General features: G+C 39.5%; 22 protein-coding genes. 13 read left to right on the forward strand and 9 right to left on the reverse strand.

The features are described 5' to 3' along the window. Positions 1–207: 207 nt before the first annotated feature. Positions 208–855, reverse strand: coding sequence for a hypothetical protein (locus tag Q0064_RS12920; protein ID WP_298148632.1), 648 nt, complete (start codon positions 853–855; stop codon positions 208–210). A 282-nt stretch (positions 856–1,137) separates the two neighbouring features. Between Q0064_RS12920 and Q0064_RS12925 the strand changes: the two genes are divergently transcribed. Then, on the forward strand, positions 1,138–2,301 hold the full coding sequence (locus Q0064_RS12925; RefSeq protein ID WP_298148633.1) for an iron-containing alcohol dehydrogenase: 1,164 nt from the start codon (positions 1,138–1,140) through the stop codon (positions 2,299–2,301). Positions 2,302–2,809: 508 nt separating this feature from the next. On the opposite strand, the gene Q0064_RS12930 is transcribed toward Q0064_RS12925, so the two are convergent. The 4 genes from Q0064_RS12930 to Q0064_RS12945 all read right to left on the reverse strand — a co-directional run bounded on the left by Q0064_RS12930 (position 2,810) and on the right by Q0064_RS12945 (position 6,833). Then, the gene (locus tag Q0064_RS12930) at positions 2,810–3,535 is read right to left on the reverse strand and encodes a LytTR family DNA-binding domain-containing protein (RefSeq protein ID WP_298148634.1); all 726 of its coding nucleotides are present in this window, start codon (positions 3,533–3,535) and stop codon (positions 2,810–2,812) included. Beyond that, positions 3,532–4,590, reverse strand: coding sequence for a histidine kinase (locus Q0064_RS12935; protein ID WP_298148635.1), 1,059 nt, complete (start codon positions 4,588–4,590; stop codon positions 3,532–3,534). Before Q0064_RS12935 ends, Q0064_RS12930 begins: the two co-directional genes overlap by 4 nt. A gap of 424 nt (positions 4,591–5,014) precedes the next feature. Beyond that, on the reverse strand, positions 5,015–5,944 hold the full coding sequence (locus Q0064_RS12940) for a kelch repeat-containing protein (RefSeq protein WP_298148636.1): 930 nt from the start codon (positions 5,942–5,944) through the stop codon (positions 5,015–5,017). A 70-nt stretch (positions 5,945–6,014) separates the two neighbouring features. Then, complete coding sequence (locus Q0064_RS12945) at positions 6,015–6,833, reverse strand: DUF6268 family outer membrane beta-barrel protein (RefSeq protein WP_298148637.1); 819 nt, start codon at positions 6,831–6,833, stop codon at positions 6,015–6,017. A gap of 232 nt (positions 6,834–7,065) precedes the next feature. Here Q0064_RS12945 and Q0064_RS12950 point away from each other — a divergent pair, with 232 nt between their 5' ends. From Q0064_RS12950 to Q0064_RS12960, 3 genes are all read left to right on the forward strand, one after another. Then, positions 7,066–8,367 carry a DUF4270 family protein gene (locus Q0064_RS12950; protein ID WP_298148638.1) on the forward strand — a complete coding sequence of 434 codons (1,302 nt, stop codon included), beginning with the start codon at positions 7,066–7,068 and terminating at the stop codon, positions 8,365–8,367. Continuing rightward, positions 8,360–9,598, forward strand: a complete 1,239-nt coding sequence (locus tag Q0064_RS12955; protein ID WP_298148639.1) for a hypothetical protein — start codon at positions 8,360–8,362, stop codon at positions 9,596–9,598. Before Q0064_RS12950 ends, Q0064_RS12955 begins: the two co-directional genes overlap by 8 nt. A 200-nt stretch (positions 9,599–9,798) precedes the next feature. Next, a complete protein-coding gene (locus Q0064_RS12960; protein WP_298148640.1) occupies positions 9,799–11,838 on the forward strand; it encodes a M43 family zinc metalloprotease in 2,040 nt (679 codons plus the stop codon). 308 nt (positions 11,839–12,146) lie between these two features. Here Q0064_RS12960 and Q0064_RS12965 read toward each other — a convergent pair whose 3' ends face one another. The 3 genes from Q0064_RS12965 to Q0064_RS12975 form a co-directional block, all read right to left on the reverse strand. Next, entirely contained in the window at positions 12,147–13,451 is a 1,305-nt protein-coding gene (locus tag Q0064_RS12965) for a dihydrolipoamide acetyltransferase family protein (RefSeq protein WP_298148641.1), read from the reverse strand. A gap of 81 nt (positions 13,452–13,532) precedes the next feature. Further along, positions 13,533–14,684, reverse strand: a complete 1,152-nt coding sequence (locus tag Q0064_RS12970; protein ID WP_298148642.1) for a glycosyltransferase family 2 protein — start codon at positions 14,682–14,684, stop codon at positions 13,533–13,535. A gap of 210 nt (positions 14,685–14,894) precedes the next feature. Then, entirely contained in the window at positions 14,895–15,329 is a 435-nt protein-coding gene (locus Q0064_RS12975; RefSeq protein ID WP_094485830.1) for an Hsp20/alpha crystallin family protein, read from the reverse strand. A gap of 131 nt (positions 15,330–15,460) precedes the next feature. Between Q0064_RS12975 and Q0064_RS12980 the strand changes: the two genes are divergently transcribed. Next, positions 15,461–15,868, forward strand: a complete 408-nt coding sequence (locus Q0064_RS12980; protein WP_298148643.1) for a DUF2721 domain-containing protein — start codon at positions 15,461–15,463, stop codon at positions 15,866–15,868. A 161-nt stretch (positions 15,869–16,029) separates the two neighbouring features. Here the strand turns inward: Q0064_RS12980 and Q0064_RS12985 are convergent, their stop codons facing one another. Further along, positions 16,030–16,716, reverse strand: a complete 687-nt coding sequence (locus Q0064_RS12985; RefSeq protein ID WP_298148644.1) for a Crp/Fnr family transcriptional regulator — start codon at positions 16,714–16,716, stop codon at positions 16,030–16,032. Positions 16,717–16,811: 95 nt separating this feature from the next. Between Q0064_RS12985 and Q0064_RS12990 the strand changes: the two genes are divergently transcribed. From Q0064_RS12990 to Q0064_RS13025, 8 genes are all read left to right on the forward strand, one after another. Then, positions 16,812–19,184, forward strand: coding sequence for a heavy metal translocating P-type ATPase metal-binding domain-containing protein (locus tag Q0064_RS12990; protein WP_298148645.1), 2,373 nt, complete (start codon positions 16,812–16,814; stop codon positions 19,182–19,184). Positions 19,185–19,293: 109 nt separating this feature from the next. After that, a complete protein-coding gene (ccoS, locus tag Q0064_RS12995) occupies positions 19,294–19,497 on the forward strand; it encodes a cbb3-type cytochrome oxidase assembly protein CcoS (RefSeq protein WP_298148646.1) in 204 nt (67 codons plus the stop codon). Between the two features lie 2 nt (positions 19,498–19,499). After that, complete coding sequence (gene ccoN, locus Q0064_RS13000; protein WP_298148647.1) at positions 19,500–21,677, forward strand: cytochrome-c oxidase, cbb3-type subunit I; 2,178 nt, start codon at positions 19,500–19,502, stop codon at positions 21,675–21,677. 4 nt (positions 21,678–21,681) lie between these two features. Next, the gene (locus Q0064_RS13005; protein ID WP_298148648.1) at positions 21,682–21,852 is read left to right on the forward strand and encodes a CcoQ/FixQ family Cbb3-type cytochrome c oxidase assembly chaperone; all 171 of its coding nucleotides are present in this window, start codon (positions 21,682–21,684) and stop codon (positions 21,850–21,852) included. A gap of 17 nt (positions 21,853–21,869) precedes the next feature. Further along, positions 21,870–22,790, forward strand: coding sequence for a cbb3-type cytochrome c oxidase N-terminal domain-containing protein (locus Q0064_RS13010; protein ID WP_298148649.1), 921 nt, complete (start codon positions 21,870–21,872; stop codon positions 22,788–22,790). Between the two features lie 11 nt (positions 22,791–22,801). Further along, complete coding sequence (gene ccoG / locus Q0064_RS13015; protein ID WP_298148650.1) at positions 22,802–24,223, forward strand: cytochrome c oxidase accessory protein CcoG; 1,422 nt, start codon at positions 22,802–22,804, stop codon at positions 24,221–24,223. Between the two features lie 11 nt (positions 24,224–24,234). Continuing rightward, complete coding sequence (locus Q0064_RS13020) at positions 24,235–24,678, forward strand: FixH family protein (RefSeq protein WP_298148651.1); 444 nt, start codon at positions 24,235–24,237, stop codon at positions 24,676–24,678. A gap of 1 nt (position 24,679) precedes the next feature. Beyond that, positions 24,680–25,378 (forward strand): sulfite exporter TauE/SafE family protein, encoded by a 699-nt coding sequence (locus Q0064_RS13025; protein ID WP_298148652.1) that lies wholly within the window; start codon positions 24,680–24,682, stop codon positions 25,376–25,378. The last annotated feature ends 165 nt before the right edge of the window (positions 25,379–25,543 follow it).

Genomic DNA, 25,543 nt, shown 5'->3' on the forward strand with positions numbered 1-25,543 from the left:
GGCAGCTCACAACAGAGTTGTTTAAAACTTACCCTCTTAAAAGTACTTTTTAAATTGCTGCGTAAACAATCGTATTTCCTATCTCCTGGATTATAACTTTAAATACGATTCGGCGAAATAGTCAAACATCTGCCGCCTGCTTCTGTGAAAGTAAAAGTACTGGTTACCTTACACCTATTTTGAGAATATTGTTGGTGCGGCGCTTAATTATTCCTTTTTTAATGTCCGATACTCTACGGATCCTGACCTTTTTATGGCGTCTCTCTGTTCTTTCTTCACTTCTTCAGTAAAAGATATAATTTTTATTGGAAAAGAAAATTTTAAAGGTGCAAGCAAGGCCACTTTTGTATTCAAAACATGGTCGAATGCCTTCCAATAATCTCTTTCAGCCTTAGAAAAAAGTAGCGTTGTTTTAGAATAAAATTTGCGCTTGTTTCGCGCTTTAAAGTGAGAATTTACGACAATAATCAACGTATCAATACCAGCGATTCCTTCTTTAATTTGATATGTTCGCTCGATAATATTCTTTGAGTAAATCTCTTTTAGTAGCGCGAAATCGGTCTGATGTTCATAAACGCTCTTAACAACACTACTCTCCTGTATTTCAGCATCGAGATTCTTCTTAAGATGATAATGTTTGCCTGCGGAAAAGTCGTAAATTTCTAGTGGGACTTTATCACCATATGATATAGCAAAAACATCCCTGTTGTTCGTGTTTGTGTACATCTTGAGATTATAATCCTGTTTATCATCTTTGAAGTTTACTAACGATATTTCATCGAACCGACAGTTAACTTCCGATTGTGCAAAAATTGTCTCACTAATAAAACAACAAATAAAAAACAACTTTTTCATAATCCGAAAATATGAAAATTCTAAGCTAGTTAGTAATAAGCAACATAAGAATTTTTCTTTTAGACAATTTAGCAGGTTAAAGATGTGAAAAAAGTTGCTTCACCAGTATTAGTGAAGAATAAAATACGCTTTGTGGCTTTTAAATCAAGTAAACAGAATTCTCTTAGATTTGGTTTTATGGCGCGATATACCCAATCTTTTACCTATAAATTAGGTTAATTTTGTGCTTTTCTTATTATTGTCATCGATCCAAAACTTCTAATTTCACTAAAAATTTACACCATGACTAACTTCGAATACTTCAATCCAACCAACTATGTTTTTGGAAAAGGACAAATTGAAAAATTAAGCAGCTTACTGCCTGAAAATAAAAAGATTTTACTCGCTTATGGCGGCGGCAGTATCTTTAAAAATGGAATTTACGAGCAAGTAAAAAAGCAATTAGCTGGAAAAACCGTCATTGAATTCGGCGGAATTGAGCCCAACCCCAGATTCGAGACTTTGATGAAAGCAGTTGCTATTATTCGCGAAAATGAAATCGGTTTTGTTTTGGCTGTTGGTGGCGGGAGCGTTATCGACGGCGTGAAATTTATCTCCGGAGCAGTTAATTTTGAAGGCGATCCTATTGAAATTCTGCGAAAGCGCATTCTCTTTACCGACAGTTCAAAAACTATTCCTTTCGGAACCATTCTAACTATACCGGCAACCGGAAGCGAAATGAATTCCGGGGCAGTTGTCACCATCGAAGCCACTCAAGAAAAGCTTACTCTCGGCGGAAAGGCGTTGTTTCCTCAATTTTCGATTTGCGATCCGACTGTAATTCAGAGCTTGCCAAAACGACAGTTGCAAAATGGCGTTGTCGATGCTTTTACGCACGTTATGGAACAATACCTCACCTACTCGCACGATGCGTTGCTTCAGGACCGAATTGCCGAGAGTATCTTACAAACGCTTGTGGAAATTGGACCCGAAGTTGTTGAAAATCCGTCGGATTACAAATTGGCATCGAACTTCATGTGGTGTGCGACGATGGCGTTAAATGGCCTGATTCAAAAAGGCGTGCCGACCGATTGGGCTACGCACATGATTGGCCATGAACTTACGGCTCTGTACGAAATCGATCATGCACGAACGCTGGCGATTATCGCTCCAAACTTATACAAAGCTGTTTTTGAAACGAAAAAAGACAAATTAGCGCAGTACGGGAAACGCGTTTGGAACCTAAGCGGAACCAACGAAGAAATAGCGCTGGCTGCCATCGAAAAAACAAGTGCATTTCTAAAACTGATGGGAATGCCGCTAAAACTTTCGGAAGCGACAGAAAATTATGAAAACACTGCCGAAATTGTGGTTGAACGTTTTGAAAATCGCGGCTGGAAAGCACTAGGCGAACGACAACAAATAACAATCGCTAAAGTGAAGGAAATTGTTGAAATGAGTTATTGATTTCTATCTTTAATTTGATTACTTTAAAAAACCTAATAATCTTCTGAAACTGTGAATCCGAAATAAGTGTCTTTTTTAGATCGCTTTATTTGACGTTTTTGGCAAGCATTAGAAGAGTTTTCACTCGCTAATTCTTCAATCTACCTATTTATGTTGGTTCGACTTAAAGATCCCAATTAGATTGCTTGAAGTGAGAGTTTAAAGTGGTAGAAGATTAATTTTCACGTACTTTTTTTGAAGACAACCAGTTAAAGAGTCGCTTCATACTTTGTATTTTTTAGATACCGCAGTTTCTTTTTTAAGGTAACGACTGTTCTATGTTTAAGACCCATGATACAATGTATAAAAATGCTATCCGACTATAGCTGCTCTAAAAAATTCGCAGCCTTAGTTTGAAACATTTCTATGTATTGTTACACCTCAAAAACTTACGTTTTTAATTATTTTATAGCGCTATTAATCAGTTGTTTAAACTCTTAAAAGCATCGGATTCTATATTGAACTCACGTTAAATAGATAGCTTCAAAAAAACAGACTTCTTATATGTTTCACTTATTGGTATGCGTTTTTGCCCAATAACAATTCTATTCTTTTGAACTGAGGTGATGTGACATAGATTTACGATGAAAGAATTATGAACTCTAATAAAATCACTTTCAGGCAATTTTACCAGTATTGCAGAAAAACTACTTAATGTCATTATACTTTTACCGTTGGTAAGAAAAATCTTTAGGTAGTCTCGAAAGCCTTCTATATACAGAATATCAGAAAGAGTAACTTTTAGATTTTCATATTCTGATTTAACAAAGATGAAAGAGTTATTAAGAGTTGGCTCTATTTTTGTCAAATCAATGTAATTAGAATTAACTTTTTTTTGATTCTGAGCGAAGTATCTATTAACAGATTTTAAAAAGCGGGGATAAGAAATTGGTTTCAACAAGTAGTCGAGTGCTTCAAGTTCGAAGCCAGCTACCGCGTAATCAGAATGGGCTGTTGTAAATATTACCGCTGGTTTATTTGGTAAACTTGCTATTAGATCAATACCTGTTAAATTAGGCATGTTTATATCTGAAATAATTAAATCAACTGGATTGCTTGTAATGTACTGAAGTGCTAGCATGGGATCTAAAAACAAGCCTACAAGCTCAATTGAGTCTATTGTTTTGCAATAATTTTCAATAACTGAAAGTGCTAAAGGCTCGTCGTCAATAATTAAAACTCGTGCTTTTGTCATAATTCGAAATTTAAAAATACTTGGAACATTTCATTGTCTTGCTCAATCTTTAATTTATAATCCGGATATAGTAAAGAGAGCCGCTTTTTAGCATTTTCTATACCAGATTCAAAAGATGACACTTGCTTTTTTGTTTGAATAATTTTATTAGCGCAATAGAAATAAATCTGTGTGGAAGTAACTGTAAAATTGATTTTAATTTCGGCAGGATCATTCAAACTAATACCATATTTCAGAGCATTTTCGACAAAAGAGATGAATAGCAACGGATGCACGCGGTGATTGCCGACATCTCCAGATACATCGAAAAGAATTTTATTGTTAGAAGTCAGTCTCCACTCGGTTAGCGAGATAAAATTTCTTATGTGATTTAAATCCTCCTGTAAGTTAACTTTACCATCACTTTCGTTGTCTGTGTTTTCCTTCAAGACATACCGCATGATTTCAGATAAGTTCAGAATTGCGCTGGATGTTGAGTCTGATTTTGAAATCGATAACGCATATATCGTGTTTAGCGCGCTGAAGAAAAAATGCGGATTGAGCTGAGATTTCAATAATTGTAATTGTGCATTTTTTCTATCTGCCTCAATCTCTTTTTGACGTTTTAAGTTAGTATTATATACTTCGAAAATCCTTAGAAGTATACTGATAGATAAAAGAGATACAAATAGAATTGCGGGTGGAAAGTATTTTATAAAAGTATTCTCATTAATTTCTTTTATAACTTCTGATGGGAGATTTTCGAAAGGACCAACTTGGCCATTAGGCAATATGCGAGAAAGGATTTCCACCAAAATGACGAACAAAACAAGATTGATAAGGCCATAAAATAAATAACGCTTGGTTATAAAAAACCTCGGAATAAAAAATAAATAGTTGGAATAAAAGATAAACAAAGCGATTACCGCAAATTCTAGATGAGGCCCCGTAAACGACTGATTGGAAAAACTTGAGTTTACTACGGGAATGCAGAAGATAAAGGTCCATGATATTACATGAAATAGCAGTTGAAAAGGCTTTTCAATCCGGTATTGTTTTAATTGGAGAATATTCACTGATAAAAATTTTTATAGCGTTAAAAAGCAATTAATTAGTAAGATTCTGAAAGCTAACAACATCCAAAAAAGAGGGTTTGAAAAACATAATAATTGTTTTTTAATTTAGACGATATGTCTATTTTTCAATAACCACAATTCTTAAAAAATAGAGAAAGCTTATTTTCTTGTGGTATTATTTCCCATAAAACCTATTCAAAAGCGTAGAAACCTCTTTTTACTCCAGCTGTTTTAATCTTTTTCAACGGGAATCATTCACTAAATCGACGATAAACTGACGAACGTATATTCTTTAAAATCGTTTAATTTGAATAGTTACTCCATCTGCCCACGAAAATAGAATAATCCGCTACAATTCTGTTTAGCTGCCACCGCGAAATGTTTTTTACATCTTCTGGAAACTAGCCAAACAAACTCCTATCGTTTAATCTTCATCATCATACTTTGCCGTTGGGAAAAATTCATACATGTCGTCAAAATATAAATTTCCACTTCTTCCAAGTAAAACAAAGCCTCTCGATCCATTAGATATACTCACTGCATCTTGGCGAATACTGCCTTCAAACTGACTTAGTTCTTTCCAAAGATCGGTGTTGGGATCATATTCCCAAGTCGATGCAGTACTACCTGTACAAACGTAGCCTTTGCCATTTTGTACGAAAGCAACTCCATTGGAACGTTTTACTTCGTAATCATCGTCTTCATTTAAGTCCGTTAATTTAAACCATGTTTCTGTCTGATGATCAAATCCATAGAAGTCATTCAAATCGATTCCATTAGATTTCCCTGTTCCTACATAAGTGATGTTATCAATGGTAAATGAAATTGCATCTCTTCTTTTACCTCCACCAAATCCAAACTTTTGCTCCCAAGTATTTGTTACGGGATCATATTTCCAGAAATCTTTTTTATCATTCGATCCATCGTAACCTAGTCCAACATAACCAGAAGTACCAATTCCAAAACCAACCGCTGATCGTCGAATACCTGCACCAAAATCGGCTACTTGGGTCCAAGTTTGCGTTGTAGTATCGTATCGATAAAAATCGCTTAACTCCTCTGAACCATTGTACCCTGTTCCCACATATAGACTTGTTCCGATGGCGAATGATACTGCTAAATTACGACCTTCTCCCGGGAAATCGGGACGTCTTATCCAAAATCCACCTTCGATATTGTACTCCCAAAAATCTTTTAGATAATCGTCTCCATCGTACCCCAAACCGACATAAGCGAAATTTCCGATAGTTTGCGAGATAGCGCCACTGCGAGGCACACCATCAAAAACAGTACTAGCGACCCAATTGCCGGTCAAATCGCCATCACCGTTATCATTGTTGCAGCTTATCAGCAAAAGCGAATTTAATAACAGTACAGCTATAAATATAAGTCTGCATCTTGAAAAACTTTCCATGGTATAAATGTTAAAATTGATAATTAAATGATAAATTAAAAGAGTAGTTATTGGAGTATTTGATCGTAGCTTCAGAGGTCTTGTATTCCTGATAAATACCATGCCCTACGCCAATACTTGAAGTCCAACTTTTCATCGCTTTGAATTCAAACTTTGCTATTAACGAAAAATCCATTTGGTTTACTTCGTTAATTCTAGTTTGAGTTTTTGATTGGTCTAGTTTGCCGTATTTCGATTGATTATCCAATTCTATTGAAAATATATGCGAAGGTTTGAGATAGTATTTAATGTAGGTAAGTCTAGGTGAAGCTTGGGCCTCAATTAAATTTTTATACTTATAATTCAGATAAAAGGTTGGAAGTACTTGTGGAGTACCGAAATATGTATCGTATGCTAATCCCACAAAATAACTAAACTTATTGGTTCTCTTTCCCGCAAGTACACTACCTCCAAAATATGCATTTTTATTCACTAACTCTTCGTTGCTTTCCGAAGACCATGTGGTGAATAATTGAGTATTTAATTGATAACCGTTTTTAAAACCGTAATCTCTATTTGCAGAAAGCGTTAAATAGCGCATCGACAAAAGACTCGAGTTCAAATTGCTATTTGCAGCGTTTTTGGAAAACAAATCTGATTTTTCGAAATTGAGTTTTAAGCTAAAATCACTCACAGTACCAGCAATGGTAAAAGTAGTTAGCTCTTCTCGTAGTTTTTTTTCACTGTTTAATTGCCTGTGAGCTACATTTCCATAAAATCGCTTATCATCATTTTGTGCTTGAAGCCTGCATACAAATAGTAATAGTACTAGTGTTCTAATTTGAAACATCAATCCGTTGCTTTAAACAAACGTAATTAACCGAGGGAGACAATTGCAAGAATATTCTACTACTAAGTAACTTTTACCTACCGATAGCCCATTTTTAAATACAAAATCCTTTATATCAAATTGCAGATAAAAATAGGCTGCTAATCGTCGGATTTTCCCTAATTGTAGAATCGTTACGGTGTTTCTCTAAGCCATCAACTAGGTTTGCAAGGCTGATTATTTATAAGGAATTATGAGAATTATTTTTTTCTACTTTTTACTTCTGTTGTTTGTTTCATGCGCCACAGATGAAGTTCCCGATTTTTTGTCGCCTTCCGACTCTTTTGTGGATTCTCGGTTAAAGCTGGAGTTAATCGACACTTTTAGTTTAAAGGTTAGCACTTACAAACTTGATAGCATTTCAACGGTAAATGGGTTTCGGATTCTGCAAGGAAAATATTCAGACCCTATTTTTGGAGTCGTAACCGCACGAGGATTTTTCGAATTAAAGTGTGAAGGTTATTATATTGAAGAAGAAGCGGTGCTTGATAGCGTTGTACTAAATTTAGCTTATGACAAGATTTTTTACAACGATACGACCCTAATAAAATCCATCCAAGTACATCAGCTGTCGAAGAACTTCCGGCCACGATCCAACAGCAACTCATTTTTCAATACATCCGATCTTCAAGTGGGCAATTTTCTTGGTTCCAGAACATTTAAGCCTACTACTTCAGATGATTCATTGAAAGTTTCTTTAAACCATCCGATATTTAATTCCATTTTTCAGCAAGTAAAAAATGGGCAAATCAACAACCAAAGTGAGCTCACAAATATTTTTAAAGGGATTCGAATTAGCCCTGCTGAAACGGATGATAACTCGATCACGTCCTTCAAAGTGCAGAGTAGCTACATAAGATTGTACTACAGTCTACCCGACGAGCCCGACGAGGTGCTAACTTTTGATCTTAACTTCAATGATTTAGAATCTAATAAGTATTTTACTCAAATTACAAGTGAGCGAACCGGAACAAATATGGCAAATCTCACAAATCAAGAAACCGAAGCGGCATCTACGGCATCTCAAAACTACAGTTATATGCAATCAGGTATAGGTATCGTGACTAAGGTTTCGTTCCCTAACTTTCGAAGTAGCATTTTTAATTTGAATACAGACGGCTACTTACTGAAGTCAGAATTAAAGATAAAGCTGGAAGAGGAATTTATAAGTGAAAACCGATTCACTCCCGACTCATTGATGCTCTATATAATTGATCAAAACAACAACTTCCTAGCCACATTAAACGAACCTTCGGGCAAAGCGGTCGTTGGTTACATTTCAAAACCAAGCCCAGATATATCGGAATACTATCTGACTGTAAATGTTAATCCTTTTTTGATAAAAACTCTTGAAAATAATCAGTACCTAAATTACTCCCTAGCTTTAATTCCTTTCGACTTTAATGTCTCTGCCAGCCGCTTAGTTCTTAATGGCGAAAAACATCCAACCAATCCAGCCAAAGTAAATGTAACTTATCTCAGATACAATGATTAGATGGATTATCAGCAGTAGCATCATGCTTTTTCATATTGCAACATACAGTCAAATAAGTTCACTAACCTCATCGCCTTATTCTATGTATGGTCTGGGAAGCACTAACTTCGAAAACACCGGTATAACCAATTCACTTGGGTACTCCGGCGTAGCTTTACCTTCAGAATTTGAGCTAAACAGTTTAAACCCGGCATCTTTAGCATCAATTCCACAAAACTCTTTCTTTTTCGATATCGGTTTAAAATTGCAAAACACTTCCAATGAAAGTTCAAGAAGCTCTAGCAAAGAGCGTGCTTTTGGTTTCAGCAATTTTAGTTTGGGATTTCCACTAAATACTAAGAGCGCAGTCGCTCTTTCGCTTATTCCGTATTCGAATGTCGGATATATCTTTGATGATATTCGCGGTAAAGTTGCTGGAAGTGAAGAGCAATATACCAGTGCGATTATAGGTAGCGGTGGGCTCAATAAATTTTGTTTAAGTTATGCGAGAAAAATTGGAAATAAACTTAGACTTGGCTCTGAAGTTGCTTTCAATTTTGGTAACGTCTCTCAGCAGGAAAATATCAGCTTCTCAAATAGCTTGACTCGGCTAGACGAAGTTAGTCATTATGAAGGATTTCAAATCAGTTTTGGAGCTCAGTACGATTTGAGAAAAAACATTATCGTGGGAACTTCGATAAAATTACCTAACTACTTAAAAGCAAGTAAGGATCGTACTTTACTTAATGTGACCGACAACGGAACAACAATTTTGGAAGATGAATCAAATCTGTTTATGCGCAATTTCAAACTTCCGCTCGATATTACTATTGGTGGGCGCTTTGTCTTCAAGAATTTCATTATAAATACAGATTATCGCCAAATATTCTGGAGTAAAACAGAGTTAACAGATAATGTTGGCACCTACACAGACAATTCTATTTTTTCTATTGGTACAGAATACAGAAAAAAATTTCGATCCAACGCTAATAAATCAAAACTGCTAAGGCTTCGAAGCGGCTTTACTTTTAATTCGGGTAATCTTGAAATAAAAGATTACAAAATAGCTACATCAGCGTTTACGATAGGCGCGGGGATTCCGATTGGTAGTTTAAACTCAAATCTAAACATCAGCTACAGTTACGGCACAACTGGTCAGGTAACCAACACCTTGATTCGCGAAATACAGCATAAAATAACTATTAACTTTAGTTTCGAAGACCTCTGGTTCATAAAGCGAAAATACGATTAGCATCAAATCGAACTTTTATTGATTTAGCTTTTATCATGTTGCTTTAAAATTATGAACGACCAACAACACAGCGCGCGAAAACCCAATTTGTCGATAAAAAGAGTCTATTTATTCGAACGTTTTATCTGATGGTCTAAATCATTTGAAGAAGTTTTTCTATTGTTCTTGCTTTGAGGAAGTTTATAAGTAAAACCAAGAAAATGAAAGTCTTTACAATCTTTATTTTATTCATTTCGGTATTCTACGCGCAAGGTCAGAAAAAGCAAAAGGAACGATCTATATTCGCAGAGGCTGTGCACGACCATAATCGCGAACTTCACTCCGGAAAGATACGTTGTGCTTCCACGGAGTACGAAAGCTACCTTCAGAAAATGTGGCCATCTAGACTCACGGAAATTGAATTCGAAAAATGGTTATCATCTAAGATGGATTTAAGAAAAAACAGTGATACTTTGCTCAATAGATCAATAAGCACTATCATAAACATACCGGTTGTTGTTCATGTAGTACATAATGGCGATGCCTATGGAACAGGAGAAAACATAACAGATGAGCAAGTACTTTCTCAAATCACTGTTTTGAATCAGGATTTTAGGAGAATTCTAAATACGCCCGGATTCAATAATTCTGAAGTTGGCGCCGATATCGAGATTGAATTTTGCTTGGCGCAAACCGCCCCAGACGGTAGCGAAACCAACGGAATCAATAGAATCAGTAAAAACTCGGCGAGTTGGAGTGAAACTGCGATAGAAAACACATTAAAACCAGAAACACAATGGGATCCCAATCAGTATTTCAACATTTGGGTTTGCAGATTTGGGGGAGACTTAACCGATGTACTAGGATATGCACAATTTCCTGATGCCTCAGCGCTGGTTGGATTGGAATCAGACGGTGGCGAAGCAAATACAGATGGTGTAGTTATTGGCTACCAGTACTTTGGTTCTCAAATAGAATATCCCGAAGGAGATTACGACTCCACGTTTAATCAGGGTCGTACTCTAACTCATGAAATAGGGCACTGTTTTGGTTTACGTCATATTTGGGGAGATAACTCATCATGTACCGTAAACGCAACAGACTCAGCAAAAGACTATTGTCCGGATACACCAGCAGCATCGACCGCAACATCAGGTTGTCCAACTAATAAGAATTCTTGCACAACAGCAGCAGGAAATGACATGATTGAAAACTACATGGATTATACAAACGATTCTTGTATGAATATTTTTACCAATGATCAAAAAGAGCGAATACTGACAGTTTTAGAAAATTCACCTCGGCGTTCATCACTAAAGACATCTACCGTTTGTCAACCACCGCAAGTCTATGAAATTGATGGCGCATTGAATTTTATCGAACTTTCAGACAGTTGCGAAACAGCACCTACACTCCAACTAAAACTAGAAAATAGAGGTTCCTCAACAATAAATTCAGCAGTTATTAATTACTCTTTCGACAATCAAAACGTGCAAGAAATTCAATATACCGGACAATTGCTAAATTCACAAATTGCTACAATATCCTTGAATCCACAATCGTTTAATGCTGGCATTCATTCACTTTCATACTTTCTTAGCAATGTTAATAACCAATCGGATCAGAACAGTGCAAATGACAATAAGGAATCTCAATTTACAATTATTGAAGCATTTAATACTAGCGCCGTTGTTATAACTATTCAGCGCGACAATTACGGTTCGGAAACAACTTGGAATCTAAAAGATCAGAACGGAACTACTGTTGCTTCCGGAGGACCGTATACGGATACAAATAATCTACCTGCACTTATTACGCAAAACGTAAACGTTCAAAATAACAATTGCTATCAATTTACGATTTCCGACAGTTATGGCGACGGAATTTGTTGTCAATTTGGCAACGGCTATTACAACTTGAAAACAGATTCAGGTTTAATCATAACTTCGGGTAACACTTTTGAAAATGAAGCATTAGCTAATTTTAGAATCAATTCACTTACTAAAGAAGAGATAGCTTCGGAAAAATTAGTAAAAATGTATCCTAATCCAGCCCAAGACCTTGTCGAAATAGAACTTTCGCCTCTACTAACAAACTGTAGTCTCAAAGTTTATAATATAATCGGCCAAGAGGTGCCTGTGCCGATATCTAGAATTTCTGATACGATAAAATTAAATACACAACACTTAGCTTCAGGTTTATACATAGTCAAGTTAGTTAGTAATGAAAAAACCATTTCTTTAAAGTTAAAGAAAGAGTAAGCTAAAGTGTTATTGTTGTGTTTGTGCATTAGAATTGAAAGCATACACGTACCGCTACTTACATAATCCAACTGTTTCGTCAAAAAAGGAATATTGGATTTAGTGGATGCTTAAACTAATGCGAGTTTTTCCGAGCAGTTATTCAATTGCTCGGTTTTTTTGTTATTGGATATTTCGAAATTTACTTAATCGAAAATAAAGAACTGCTATGCGATAAAATGAAAACTTAAACTATTGTAAAAAAACAGACCGTGGATTTACTGATTGTAATCCAAGGTCTGCTTATTTATCACAAAGTCTTTTTTTAATTAAAAATCTCGATTAACGTCGAATGCTTCTAGGTAATCGGCTACGCGTTTTACAAAACTGCCACCAAGTGCGCCGTCGACAACGCGATGATCATAACTGTGCGACAAGAACATTTTCTGACGAATGCCGATAAAATCGCCTTCCGGAGTTTCGATTACAGCTGGCACTTTTCGAATCGCGCCTAAAGCCAAAATACCTACTTGCGGTTGGTTTATAATAGGCGTTCCGAATACACTGCCAAAAGTTCCTACGTTGGTCACAGTGTATGTTCCGCCCTGCGTATCGTCTGGTTTTAACTTTCCTGCTTTTGCCCGATTACCCAAATCGTTTACTGCCTTAGCCATTCCAACTAAATTAAGCTGATCGGCGTTTTTAATAACCGGAACAATTAAGTTTCCGTTCGGTAATGCCGCGGCCATTCCTAAGTTTATATTTTTCTTTTTGATGATGTAATCTCCATCTACTGAAATATTCATCATCGGGAAATCTTTTAACGCTTTGGCAACCGCTTCCATAAAGATTGGTGTAAACGTTAGCTTTTCGCCTTCGCGCTTTTCAAACGCCGTTTTCACCTTATCGCGCCATTTTACAATATTGGTCACGTCGACTTCAATAAACGATTGTACGTGTGCTGAAGTTTGTACAGAAGCAACCATGTAACCTGAAATGAGTTTTCGCATGCGGTCCATTTCCACAATCTCGTCGGCACCATTTACCGAAACCGGAACTGCTTTTGGTGCTTCGCTAACAGCAGAAACAACTGGAGCGGCAGCAACTTGCGGAGCAACGGCTGGTGCTTGAGGTGCTGATTTACGATTCTCGATAAACTTCAGAAGATCGTCTTTTGTAACGCGATTGTCTTTTCCAGAACCTGAAATCATATCGAGTTCGGCCAAGCTTACGCCTTCCGTTTTGGCGATATTCTTCACTAGCGGTGAATAGAAACGATCGGACGATTTAAAATCGGGTGCCGTTACTAAATCTTTTGCGACACTAACCGTTTGTTCAATAGTTGCAACCGCAGCAGCAACTTCGGCAACTGGCGCAGCAGCAGGTGCATCACCGGCAGTTTCAATAATGGCGATCGTTTGTCCGACCTGAACTAAATCGTCTTTTTGAAACAATTGTTCAACAAGAGTTCCTGAAACTTCAGAAGGCACTTCCGAGTCAACTTTATCGGTTGCTATTTCCAGTACAGCTTCGTCGGCAGCAATGCTATCGCCTACTTGTTTTAACCAGTTGGTAATGGTAGCTTCGGCGACACTTTCGCCCATTTTTGGTAACTTCAGTTCGTATCTTGCCATAATATTTTTCTTAAGCGCCTTTGCGGTGCAAAATTACTATAAAGCGGTAATCAATTTTAAAAATGTGAACGGGTTTTGGAATTAAAACAGAACAACACCTTTGCTGTTCGACGAATCGCTGCCTACAACCACTTTACTATTTGCCAATGCAAACCGAAATCCAACCTTGGGATGTACCTTTTCTTGCATGATTTCCAAGATTTGTTGATAGGAAACGTTTTTACAGTCGAAAATTATCAAATTCTGCTCGTTTTCCGAAAACGTTTGCGAATGTACGGTATTTGGGTCGATTTTTCGCACGCGAACTGCGAATTTTTCAAGAATTGAAGAAAATTCAGTGAAGCGCAATTCGTTGGAACCAATCCAAAAAATCGCAGTTGGTTCTAGCTGTGTTCTCGTCTGTTGTCTGCTCTTGAAGTTTGCGAAAATCCACGCACCCAATCGCAAGCCATTGTTAAAAAGGAAATTCGGTTTGAAATGCTTCCGATAGAAAAACAACATTGCTTCTCGAAACCGATTGATATACTGAATGTTACGATCGGTACTTTCGCCTTTGAAATGCAAACCTACCAGTGTACCCAAATAGTAGTTTTTTCGGTTTGCAAGCAACGAACGATACGACAAGTCGATATCGTCGGCATACATAAAACAAGCTTCGTCAAAACCGTTCAACTGTCGGTAAAATTCTGTTTCCATAAACATACATGCACCAACCAGAATCGGTACTTCAGCAACATCAGTGCGTTTCAAATGACCTGCATAATAGCTGTTGAAAAACGATATGTTGGGAAATAAACGGTGAAGGTTGATAATTTTCGCGGTAGCCACGAACGGAGTTGGAACGCCGCGTTTACTTTCGGGAAGATACGCACCGGCGCCGTCGATTAAATGCGGACCAACAATTCCGAAGTTTGGATGCCTTTCGGCGAAAGCCAAAAATGACGAAAAAAAATCTTCTGGAACGACAGTATCGGGATTGAGAATGCAGAGATATTTACCGGTTGCTGCCTCAACACCTATATTATTTCCCTTTGGAAAACCTGAGTTATAGCCTGTTTGAATCCATTTTATTTGCGGAAACACCTGCAAAACACGCTCCGATTCATCGCTGCTGTTGTTGTCTACTACAATAATCTCGGCTTGTAAATTTTGTGTTGCTTTCACGACACTATGAACACACAACTCCAAAAAATACCGAACGTTGTAATTGAGAATTACTACAGTTAAAGTCATGGGTTAAAGATAGGCGAAATCACTAAATGAAATATTTGAGTCGTTCGCATTCCAAAAATTTATCTGCGACAAAACGAAAACAAAAAGTCGGCCTCGAAGCCGACTTTAGCAAAATTAAAAACTAAGTAATTCAAATTCAATAAAAAAAGTAGGTACAGATCATTCGCAAATGCACTCTTTTTCCTTTTCTTCAAATAAAATAGAGCGTATTTACAAAATATCAATCAAGCGCTTTGGTTTTGGCAATGCTTCTTCTTTCTTAGGAAGGGCAATACTCAAAATGCCATTTTCATAGTTGGCTTTAATCTCGTCGGTATTTACCGAATCAGGCAAAGTAAATGAACGTTTGAACGAACTAAAGGTAAATTCTCTACGTGTGTATTTACCTACTTCAGCGTTATTTTCTGTCTTCACTTCACTGGAAATGGTTAACAAATCATTGTCGATTTCAATATGAAAATCATCTTTATTTTTTCCAGGAGCCGAAAGCTCGACGGTAAATGCGTTATCGGTTTCACGAATGTTAACTGGCGGAACGCTGTGATTTACACTTTGCATGCCACCCATCCAATCGGGTCTAAAAAATTCTTCAATTAAAGAAGGAAACAAATTTGCGCTGTGGCCATTTCTTTTTACTAAGTTCATGGTATTTCGTTTTATGAGTTAAACATCTGTATTTTTGCAAGCGATAAGGCAAATTATATTCCAAAGGAAATTTAGCTGACTTTTTGACTTATTTACCGACATTTTGTCTGTTTTTCATATCTAAAAGACTTATGATACTATCCATAGAAACACCTGCGCTTTTATTTTCGGCTACTTCGCTTATTTTATTGGCGTACACCAACAGATTCTTAACCATTGCCACCATCGTTCGATCCTTAAAAAAATCGTACGAAGAAGACGAGCGCAGAACTACTTTGCTGGAAATCAAGAATTTAAATTTGCGATTAACGTTAATCCGCAACATGCAACTCTTTGGCGTACTGAGCTTGTTTTTGTCGGTTTTTAGTATGCTGCTGTTGTTTTTAGAGCAACAAACCTCGGGTATTTACCTATTTGGTTTGAGTTTGTTGGGCTTACTGATTTCCCTTGGAATCTCATTTTGGGAAATTTCTATTTCGGTTGAAGCGCTTCGTTTACACCTATCCGACATCAAAAATGCAAAAGACAAGAGCAATTGAAACCTAGAATTTGATTTATGTTGTGGATTTAGAAAACGATTGGTTGTAAATCGATTAATCCATGTACTGCGATTACCGATTTGTTTCCATTTTTCGACCTAGCGATGCGACTCGCGGGCATTTCATTGAAGTTTAAAGATGAGATGTAAATCACCCGTCTGTTAATAATGTTCGGCTAGATGACGTAACTTATTAATTTCAAGCAATGTAATGTGTTTGCGATCGAGTTTAACATAGCCTTCTTTTTGTAATTCCGCTAAAAGTCGGATACAACTTTCTGTTGCCGTTCCTACCATACCGCCGAGTTCTTCTCTGGAAAGTTGAATGCGCAAACTTCCGTCGGATAGAACGCCAAAATTATCATACAAATACAGCAAAACTTCGGCAATACGTTGCTTTACGGTCTTTTGCGCAAGCGATACTTTATGCTCATCAGCTTCCTTCAAATCGCCGCAAATAGAACGCATGACTTCCAAAGAAAACTGATTGCTTTCATTGAAGAACCCAATAATCTCGGATTTTGGAATGAAACAAACTTCCATATCGTCGAGTGCAGTTGCCGTTAAATTCGCAGGTTCGTCTGTAATTAGCGACCGTTGTCCGAGCAATTCGCCGGCTGTTGCAAACTTCAAAATCTGATCTTTGCCGTTGGCGCTGAGTTTCGATAACTTACAAACACCCGATTTCACACAGAAAACGCCGTTGGTGATGCGGCCTTCCTCAAAAACTGCCTCGCCTTTCTTCACCGTGTACGACGTTTTACAAGAAGCCATACGCACCAATTGCTCCTTTGATAGCGCTTTCACAGCACTAAACTGCCTCACGATGCATTGCTCACATTTCGACATCACCAATTTTTTCCGAAAATTAAGGCAAAACTGACAATTATCATAACTTTTCGCTTACGCAGAACCGAATTTCGCTCCAGGAAAATGACGTTATTATGAATGCACCCTGCTACCACTGCGGAACTTTAGTTAGCCCACAAAATACACTTCAATTCGACAAACGTGCTTTTTGCTGCGTGGGATGCAAAACGATTTATCAGTTTTTCACCGATAACCACCTCAGCGATTACTACCGTTTTGACGCCAATCCCGGCGCCAGACCAGCCGATGCAAGCATCAAATATGCTTTTCTAAAAGATCCGGCAATTGTTTCCTCTTTGCTCGAATTTCAAAACGAAGAAACAAACATCATTACACTTCACATTCCGCACATTCATTGCAGTTCTTGTATTTGGATACTCGAGCATCTGCATAAAATTTCTCCCGCCATACTGCGCTCACAAGTTAACTTTCTCAAGAAAACCGTTCGTATAGTTTTCCAACCCAAACTTTCGCTATTCGAATTGGTTCAAGTACTTTCCAATATTGGATACGAACCGCGAATAAGTCTGGAACACGTTGACGCCAAAGAAAAACCGGTCGACCGAAACTTACTGTACCGCATTGGCGTAGCTTTTTTCTCTTTCGGAAACATCATGCTCCTCTCGTTTCCCGAGTATTTTGAAGTAGGTGAATTTTGGCTCGAGCAATACAAATCGTTTTTTCGTTGGTTGATGTTAGGATTGTCGTTACCCGCATTTCTATACGCAGCCTTCCCCTACTACGAATCGGCGTTTTACGCAATCCGATCCAAACGATTAAACATGGATATTCCAATTGCACTCGGAATCGTTGCCATGTTCGTGCGCAGCATTGTTGATATGTATCTGGACCACGGAGCCGGATTTTTTGACAGCATGTGCGGACTCATTTTCTTTATGTTGCTTGGAAAGCTCTTTCAGCAAAAAACCTACGAATTTTTGTCGTTCGAACGCGATTACAAATCGTACTTCCCCATTGCCGTTACTCGTGTAAACGACGATGGTGGGGAAGCTGTAGTTGCAGTTTACGACATCAATCCAAACGACATTATCCTCATTCGAAATGAAGAACTTATACCTGTCGACGGAATTTTGCTTTCCGCGACAGCGAAACTCGACTACAGTTTTGTAACGGGCGAACAAAAACCCGTTTACAAACAATCGGGCGATAAACTGTACGCCGGTGGAAAATTTTATGGCGCAACAGTAAAGCTGCGCGTGAGTCAGCGTATCTCGAACAGCTATCTTACGCAACTTTGGGCTAACGAAGCTTTTACTAAAAACAAACGCGCAGCATACAGTACCATCACCGATCGCATTAGTAGATACTTCACTCCTGCCCTGCTCGGTTTGGCTGCAATTTCATTTATCTTCTGGAGTTTTACGAGCTTGCAAATGGCCTTTCAGGTGCTTACGGCAGTACTCATCGTTGCTTGTCCGTGCGCTTTAGCCTTAACCGCACCGTTTACGCTCGGAAATGTGTTGCGGATTTTAGGAAATCAGAAACTATATCTCAAAAATGCTGCTGTTATCGAACAATTAGCCGCTGTAAACACGTTAGTATTCGATAAAACCGGAACACTTACCACCACGTCGAGTTCGGCACTTTCGTGGAAGGGCAGCTTTACCGAAGACGAGCTTGTTGCCATAAAATCGGCAGTTTACGCATCAAACCATCCACTCAGCAGATTGATTTCAAACGAATTGCTGGGATTAAAAGCGGAAGATCTCAGCGATTTTAAAGAATTTCCGGGAAAAGGAATCGAGGCCAAACTTGGAAATACGAACATGCGTCTTGGTTCTGCTTCGTGGATTGGCGCTGCTGTGGACACAACCACTCACGCAACGGCGGTACATATTGAAATCGAAGGCATTTACAAAGGAAGCATCACCTTTTCTACACTGTATCGAAAACACTTGCCAGAACTTTTCCATAAACTGGCAAACGATTATCAGATTGTTGTGTTATCTGGTGATAATTCGTCGGAAAAAGCCACACTAGCTTCCATCCTTCCCGCTTCGGTAAGTTATCACTTCAATCAAAAACCCGAGCAAAAACTCAACTTCATCAAAAAACTACAAGACGAAGGAAAAACTGTTTTGATGATGGGCGACGGTTTGAACGACGCTGGGGCATTAATGCAAAGCAACGTCGGATTGGCTTTAGCCGAAGATGTGAACGTATTTTCTCCAGCTTGTGATGGCATTATCGACGCAACGGTTTTTGAAAAACTACAGGCTTACCTAAAGTACAGTAAAAATGCGATGCGTATCATATATGGCTCATTTACGATTTCTGTTCTATACAACATCGTTGGATTGAGTTTTGCTCTTTCCGGAACGCTATCGCCTTTAGTAGCGGCGATTATCATGCCTTTGAGCACCGTTACCATCATCAGTTTTGTGACCATCATGAGCAATGTGTTTGCGCGCTTCAAATCGAAATAAAACCACGCCAGATCTGGAAAAACCTATCGCATAAAAAAGTTTCAAACCTGATAAATATCATGATTTGTCCAAAAAGCCGAAACTACTTTTGTTCCTATAATCTTAAGGTATGAGTGTTATTTATTTACTAATCAGCATCAGTTTAATCATCGCATTACTGTTTCTCTATGCGTTTTTCAAAGCAGTAAAAAACGGGCAGTTCGACGACGATTACACCCCATCGGTTCGTGTATTATTTGACGATTCGGTAACCGATTCAAAAACCGAGACATCGCCAACGGCAGTTTCTCCTAAAACCATTCAAAACGATTAATTATGGTCCCTGAAAAATTCTATTACGACAATAAAATTGTACGCAATTTCATCTATGCATCGATTGTTTTCGGATTGGTGGGCATGCTCGTTGGCTTGCTTTTAGCTTTTATGTTTTTGTTTCCCAATCTCACTAACGGTATATCGTTTTTGAGTTTCGGACGCCTTCGACCGCTGCATACCAATGCCGTTATTTTTGCCTTTGTAGGAAATGCCATGTTTGCAGGCGTTTACTATTCGATGCAACGTTTGCTGCAAACGCGTATGTACAGCGATTTACTGGGAAAAATCCATTTTTGGGGCTGGCAATTAATCATCGTTGCGGCGGCCATTACTTTACCGTTAGGTATCACAACCAGTAAAGAATATGCCGAGCTCGAATGGCCTATCGACATCGCAATAACGCTCGTATGGGTAGTTTTTGCGATAAACATGATTGGCACCATACTCGTTCGGCGTCAGCGACATTTGTATGTGGCGATCTGGTTTTACATTGCCACAGTAATAACCGTAGCGGTATTGCACATTTTTAATAGCTTAGAACTTCCGGTATCATTATTTAAAAGCTATTCGGTGTACGCAGGTGTGCAAGATGCTTTGGTACAATGGTGGTACGGACATAACGCAGTGGCTTTTTTCCTTACCACGCCGTTTCTTGGAATCATGTATTATTTTGTACCGAAAGCGGCCGACCGTCCGGTGTATTCCTACCGATTGTCTATCATACATTTCTGGTCGCTCATCTTTATTTATATCTGGGCCGGACCACACCATTTGCTGTATTCATCTTTACCCGATTGGGCGCAAAATCTTGGTGTTGTATTTTCTGTGATGCTTATCGCTCCATCTTGGGGAGGTATGATCAACGGACTGCTCACTTTGCGTGGCGTGTGGGATAAAGTTCGTACCGATGTGGTTTTAAAATTCTTTGTAGTTGCCATCACGGGGTATGGAATGGCCACTTTTGAAGGTCCGATGCTTTCTCTAAAGAATATCAACGCTATAGCACACTTTAGCGACTGGATCATCGCACACGTACACGTAGGTGCTTTGGCCTGGAACGGTTTCTTGATTTTTGGAATGATTTACTATTTACTTCCGAAGTTATTCAAACGCGAACTGCATTCTATAAAACTCGCAAACATTCATTTTTGGATAGGTACGTTGGGGATAGTTCTGTATTCGATTCCGATGTATGTGGCAGGTTTCACACAAGCTTCTATGTGGAAAGAATTTAAAGCAGACGGCACCTTACAATACGGAAACTTCCTCGAAACGGTAACTCAAATCATTCCGATGTATTGGATGCGCGCCATCGGCGGAACTTTATATCTCGTAGGTGTGGTATTGCTCATTTACAATGTTGTTGCAACTGTTCGCGCATCACAAGGTGTCACCGACGACGCTGCTGAAGCTCCTGCCTTAGAAAAACTCAGCAACAAGCGCTACGGCAACGAAAAGTGGCACAGCTGGTTGGAGCGTCGCCCGATACAACTTACCTTATTGGCAACAGTAGCCATACTTATTGGCGGGGTCATTCAGATAATTCCAACTCTACTCATCGAATCGAATATTCCAACCATTACAAGCGTTAAGCCGTATTCGCCGCTGGAGTTAGAAGGACGCGATATCTACATCCGCGAAGGCTGCGTTTCGTGTCACTCACAAATGATTCGGCCGTTCCGTTCCGAAGTGGTGCGCTACGGAACGTATTCCAAATCGGGCGAATACGTGTACGACCATCCGTTTTTATGGGGTTCCAAAAGAACCGGTCCGGATTTGATGCGCATCGGCGGAAAATACAACGACAACTGGCATTTCAACCATTTGTACAATCCACAGAGTACCTCGCCGGGTTCAATCATGCCGGCGTATCAATGGCTTTTCGCAAATAAAGCCGCCGATTATTCGCAAATCGAACAAAAAATGTTCGCGATGCAAACTCTGGGCGTTCCGTACAGCCAAAACGATATCGCCCATGCAAAAAATCAAATGTCTGCACAAGCACAACAAATTGAAAAAAATCTGTTTAACGATCCCGATTTCGTAAAAGCATACGAAGCCAGTAAAAAGAAAGCTGCGGCTAACAACGAAAAGTTCGTGGAAATGCACGAGCGGGAAATCGTAGCACTCATTGCGTATTTGCAACGACTCGGAACCGATATTAAAATTAAAAAATAAGTGTATGCTCAAGTTTGTCAAACAAAATCTGGAAAATATCGACGGGATCGAAATCTATCCCATCTTATCACTATTGCTGTTCTTCAGCTTTTTCGTCGGACTGTTTTTTTGGGTGTACACCTATTCAAAACCTTCGCTTCAAAAACTGGAGTCGCTTCCCTTTGTTGAAGAATAACCTCTAAATCAACTCACATGAAAACTAATTTAATTCCCCTTTTACGAATCAGCTTTTTCTTCGGATTGGCTGTTGGCGGAACCGAATACGTACTCGATACCGGGAGCATGCCCGCGTTTATTAAATACCCGATGGTAACGCTTTCACTGCTGGTGTTCTTTGTGATTTTGCTTTGCATCGAAATGCTGTTCAAAGCGCTCGCTACCATTAAATACCTACTGCTAAGCAAACGAGAGCAACAGAAAATCGATGCGCTTGAAGCACTTCCTTTACTTGAGAGTCCGTTCTTTAAAAAATGGAAACAACGTCTCACCAAATCAAAACCTCTGGCGCAGGAAGGCGAATTACTGCTCGATCACAACTACGACGGTATCAAAGAACTCGACAACGAACTTCCGCCGTGGTGGGTTTATTCCTTTTACATTACCATTGTTTTCGGCCTGATTTATTTGGTTCGCTTTCATGTGGTTGGCGATTACAACCAAGCCCAAGAATTTACCACCGAAATGGCAGTAGCACAGCAGCAAGTCGAGCAGTATTTGAAAACTGCGCCCGATTTAATGGATAAAGAAAAAGTGACCTTACTTACCGATGCCAAAGATCTAGCCGAGGGAAAGGCTATTTTTCAAACCAACTGTGTGGCGTGTCATCGAGCCGATGCCGGCGGACAAATCGGTCCGAATTTAACCGACAACTATTGGATTCTCGGCGGAGGCATTAAAAACGTTTTCAACACGGTGATGGAAGGCGGACGCGACGGCAAGGGCATGGTTGCATGGAAAGCCGTGATAAAACCTACCGAAATCCAAAAAGTAGCGAGCTATGTTTTATCGCTCCAAGGCAGCAATCCGAAAGATGCAAAAGCAGCCGAACCCGAAGCCAAACCCGTCGACGAAACCACTTCCAAAGAAAAATCAGTCGCAGCACTTCAACCCTAATATCGCCAAAAATGGCTGCAAATTCAACCGACAGCAGTTTTAGAGACGCCATCAGCACAGTAAACGCCGCAGGAAAACGCGCTTGGATATATCCCAAAATTCCGAAAGGAAAATGGTACAACCGACGCAAAGCACTGAGCTACTTACTGCTTGCGTTTCTCTTTAGCGCACCTTTCATTCATGTAAACGGACAGCAATTTCTGATGTTTAACGTCCTTGAACGCCGATTCTCCTTATTCGGATTCCCGTTCTGGCCGCAAGACTTTCACATTTTCGTTTTAGTGATGATCATCGGTGTGGTTGGTTTGGCGCTCTTTACCGTGGCATTCGGACGTATCTTCTGCGGCTGGTTTTGCCCACAAACCATTTTTATGGAAATGCTGTTCCGACGAATCGAATTCTGGATCGACGGCGATCGTGCCGCACAAATGCAGCTGGATAAAATGCCGTGGACCGCCGAAAAAATCAGAAAACGCCTGCTCAAGTGGTTCTTGTTTGCTGTGATTTCGTTCTGGATTGCCAACGTATTTCTCGCCTACCTCATCGGAAGTAACGAATTGTACAAATTGGTAGAAACCGGACCCACAAACAACCTCGGAACGTTTATCTCGTTACTCATTTTCACAGCGGTATTCTACTTCATCTATGTTTGGTTTCGCGAACAAGTTTGCCTCATTGTTTGCCCGTACGGCAGAATGCAAGGCGTACTGGTTGACGATAAAACCGTAAACGTACTCTACGACCATAAACGCGGCGAAAAAGAAGTAGGTCGATTCAAATTCAACAAAAACGAAGATCGCAGCAGCAGCGGAAAAGGCGATTGTATCGACTGCAAACAATGCGTTTTTGTGTGTCCGACTGGAATTGATATCCGAAACGGCGTACAACTCGAATGCACCAATTGTACGGCTTGTATCGACGAGTGCGACAGCATCATGCAGCATGTGGGCTTGCCAAAAGGACTCATACGCTACGCCAGCGAAAACGAAATTGAAAATCAGACGCCGTTTGTATTTACTTTTCGAATGAAAGCCTATGCCGCTGTTCTTGCCGTTTTGCTCGTTGTTTTAGGAGTAACGCTGCAACAACGCAACGAGGTCGAAGCCACGGTGCTCCGACTTCCCGGACAACTGTTTCAACATCAAGGAACCTACATTGAAAATGTCTTCACTTACAAAATTGTCAATAAGACTACGCACGACTTCCGAAATACCGAACTGCGCATTGCCTATCCACATGCACAAATCAATCGCGTTGGCGGCAGTTCGTTTATTATCGGAAGCGAAAAACTATCCAAAGGAACTTTCTTTATTCGAATTCCTGAAACCGAACTCAAAGGCGAAAAAACGCAGCTACGTATTGAAATCTGGGCCAACGGCAAGAAAATCGAAGACGCCACAACCGAGTTTTTGGGTCCGCGTGAATACTTTTAAAAATTAAACTTATGAAAACAAATGCATCCCGTTACGTACTACTAGCGTTTGCCTGCTTCATTGCGTTCATTTTATACTTCGTTGTTAAAGTGCAAATCGACAGCAAATACGATCACGAGTTAATGCTCGAAGATTACTACCGACAAGAAAAGAAAATCAACAAGCAATTCGAAGAAGAATCGGCGGTTTCAGCAGCCGAAGAACCCATTTTTCGACAAACAAACGTTTCCTTAGAAATCGATTTTCAAGCAAAATCCGAAAACATCAGCGGAACAGCATCGTTTTTAAGACCGTCGAGCCAAAAAGCCGATTTCACCATTCCGATACAACTAAAAGCAGGCGAATCTTTGGTTATTCCGCGCGGAAAACTACAAGCTGGCTTTTGGTACATAACGCTCGAATGGCAACAAAACGGAAAGCAACTGCGCATTAAAAAAGAACTTTACCTCAAGTAAAATGTTGGCAACCGCTTTTATACTCGGACTCATTTCATCCTTGCATTGCGTGGGCATGTGCGGACCCTTAAGTTGGTTTGCAGTTGGGCAACCCACAACCGAACGCGAACGTATTTCTCGCTTAATCACGTATTTATTTGGCAAAACAATCACATACGTTTTTATAGGTTTGCTCTTTGGTTTAATTGGGAAGAGTATCGGCGTCGGAAAATGGCAGCAGCAAATGGCCGTTTCGGTAGGCATTTTAATGTTGCTTTACGTGTTACTTAGCGAAAAACGATTTGTAGCTCTATTCGGAGCGGCACTAAGCATGAAAGGCTTTCAGCAATTGCGGGCGCGTGTGTTGCCGTATTTTTCGAAACACCCGTTTATCAAAGCGTTTTCCGTGGGGCTTTTAAACGGATTTTTACCGTGTGGCATGATTTACATGGCTTTATTTGGCGCATTAGCCACCGGAAACGTGCTCAACAGCATGGCGTATATGCTTTTATTTGGTTTAGGAACCATGCCGTTAATGAGCGCCGCAATATTATTACTTTCTTCCGCTAGTTTATTAATGCGCCGCTCCAATGCGTTAATACCCATTTTCATTGCAATTTTAGGAGTTTGGTTTATCTTAAAAGGCCTCGGATTTGGCATTCCGTACCTCTCACCTAGCAATCTCGAGTTAGTAGTGATGCAACAACCCAACTGTCGCTAATAGAAACACAAAAACGTTTTTTCGCCCTTTCTATTTTTTAATTTTTATGCGGCTATTCCCGCTTTTCGTTGCAATACCGCCTTCGCGTTGGCGGTTTGGGCAGCTTTTGGCGGGGCTTCCGCTGGTCGCCGCGCCAAAAACGCCCGCACACGCCACCACTTTGGC

The sequence above is a fragment of the Flavobacterium sp. genome (assembly GCF_027490375.1).
Lineage (GTDB): Bacteria > Bacteroidota > Bacteroidia > Flavobacteriales > Flavobacteriaceae > Flavobacterium.